This is a genomic window from Treponema zioleckii (genome assembly GCF_014737315.1).
In the GTDB taxonomy this organism is placed as follows: domain Bacteria; phylum Spirochaetota; class Spirochaetia; order Treponematales; family Treponemataceae; genus Treponema_D; species Treponema_D zioleckii.
Genome location: NZ_JPUF01000131.1, coordinates 1 through 2,160, shown reverse-complemented (window position 1 = coordinate 2,160; position 2,160 = coordinate 1). Strand labels below are relative to the sequence as shown.

The window sequence follows — 2,160 nt, the reverse complement described above, 5'->3', positions numbered from 1 at the left end:
AGCTTGACTGGTTTGTCGGATTTGAAGTGCATGTTATACGAGTACTGCTTGTTTCTTTGTTAATACTAAATGTTCCTTTTCAGAATTCTTGGCAAGAAGATAAACACAATATTGATTCATGCTTACACCTTCTTTTTTTGAATCTTCTGCAAGTGTTTTATGCAAGGTTTTTGGAAGGCGAAGCTTGAATTGACCTGAATATGAATCTACACTTTCTGGTTCTGCAATTTCAATATTATTTTCTATCGCTGCTGTAAGCCATGCCTTCTTTGCATCTTCTGCATTGGCAACAACATCTGCTATATTTCCACCACATGTGATACAACCTGGAAGTTCAGGATATGAAGCAACGAATCCTGATTCTTCTGTGTCAGGAACAATTTCTAACTTATACGGTAATTTCATATATTCTTCTAATGTTTTCATATCAGTCCTCCTTGTTCTTTTCTTCAGATTCCACAATTTCTTTTACCATTCTCACATAAACTACTTTTATGGGTTCATGATTAGGAATGGTAATAGGATTGCAGCCAGGTTTTCTGAAAATATAATGACTGCTTCCGCCTTTTGGCTGAGAAACCGTATAACCATAGCTTTCCAAAACTTTTTTAAGTTCTAAAAATCGCATGTTTTTATCGAGTGATTTTATTCTGGCTAAAAATTTGTCCCACTGTGCCATAATTACATTATAAATGGTGTTATATATGGTGTCAAGGATGTTTTTTATTATTGTCTAGCGACATAAAGCACGGTGTTATCGCTTCTTCGTCCAAGCCCTAAATTTTAATTGCATTTTTCAGCAAGCTTGACTTGCTGAAAAAAATTCTACTAAGAAAATGACAACAATGTCAATTTTTCTCCAATTCTAAACATTTTTCAATAAAAGCCTTTACATCTTCATCTCTAATATCAATATAAAATTTGGCTTTTGGAATATATTTCAGATTTGCATAGAGGACATTGTTATCGTCTGTTCCACCGATTACAAAAGAAAAATTTTCATCAATTTTGTATTGCATGATAAGAAGACCTGAACCAATCATAACTCCCTGATACTGTCGAAAATCAATAAAAGACAAGTTATTCCTTTTTTGGGAAAGTCGGATAACTTCATCAAGAGTCAACTTTTGATTTAGATAAACGTTACGTTCTGTTTTTGTAAGATATCCGTAAACCTTATAAAGCTTGTTTCCGTCATGTAGTAAAAATCGCGGGCTTGGCAATGCAGAATAATCAAGCCGCAATATTGAATTGATTTCTTCATATTTATCAGGTCTTTCAAAGTCTTCTGCAGTATTTTCTTCCATGTTATTTTTGGTAAATGAAAATGGTCCTGTAAAACTTCCGTCAGTATAAAAAACATATTCAATTTTTCCAAAGCGGCTTCCTGCGGCCCATGCGCTTTTTAGTTTTTGAGCTTTTGCTATGGTTCTGGAATATACTTCATGCAGATTGTACAAAACATAAGTGTCCCCGGAAATTCTGGCGATGTTTCCCACATATTCGTTGTCAATACTGAGTTTTCCACTTGCCGAATCGTAAACAAACTTTTTGGGAGTTTCAGCTTCTTCATAAATAATTCCGTTCAGATATGAATCGCATTCCTTGCAATAGCTTATTGAGAATCTTCTGACAGTCCCTTCGGTTTCTGATGTGAATTCATAACGTGTTTCAGAAAACTGAGAATCATTCAATGCAAGAGTTGTTCCGGTAAGAATCTTTGGTGTATTTGTCAAAACTCCTGTCTTAAATGGAGATTCGGCGTTCCAGATTTCAAATTCCGCTACATTACCAAAAACGACTCTTTTTACATCAAAAGGAATTTCAAATGAATGCTTAAACGAGCCGCTTTCTTTTTTTGAATGAAAAACGGAAGCTTCAACTATCATAACGATTTTGGAATCTTTTTTTTGTATGTCAATTTTTTTTATTACCATTGCACTGTTAGCGCACAAACCTGAAACAGTCAGAATTGTCTTTCCATTTTCAAAAGATTCTACAGCGGTTAAACCAATGACATTATCATATTCAAGATTTTTTGAAAAAATCCCAGTAAACAAATTAGCTGAAAGAAACAGGAAGGCAAATAATACTGAAAACTTTTTATTCATATTTTTCCTATGCGCCCCAATGAGGGCGTCCGTATAACAACTGCTTAAA

General features: G+C 34.3%; 3 protein-coding genes. All 3 read right to left on the bottom strand.

All coding sequences use genetic code 11. From position 1 onward, the window contains the following. Nucleotides 1-33: 33 nt before the first annotated feature. The 3 genes from JI65_RS16800 to JI65_RS16790 all read right to left on the bottom strand — a co-directional run bounded on the left by JI65_RS16800 (nucleotide 34) and on the right by JI65_RS16790 (nucleotide 2,111). Nucleotides 34-426, bottom strand: coding sequence for a toxin-antitoxin system HicB family antitoxin (locus JI65_RS16800; RefSeq protein ID WP_191018315.1), 393 nt, complete (start codon nucleotides 424-426; stop codon nucleotides 34-36). Nucleotide 427: 1 nt separating this feature from the next. Beyond that, nucleotides 428-679, bottom strand: a complete 252-nt coding sequence (locus JI65_RS16795) for a type II toxin-antitoxin system HicA family toxin (protein ID WP_191018314.1) — start codon at nucleotides 677-679, stop codon at nucleotides 428-430. Between the two features lie 169 nt (nucleotides 680-848). After that, nucleotides 849-2,111, bottom strand: coding sequence for a hypothetical protein (locus JI65_RS16790; protein WP_191018313.1), 1,263 nt, complete (start codon nucleotides 2,109-2,111; stop codon nucleotides 849-851). Between the last annotated feature and the right edge of the window lie 49 nt (nucleotides 2,112-2,160).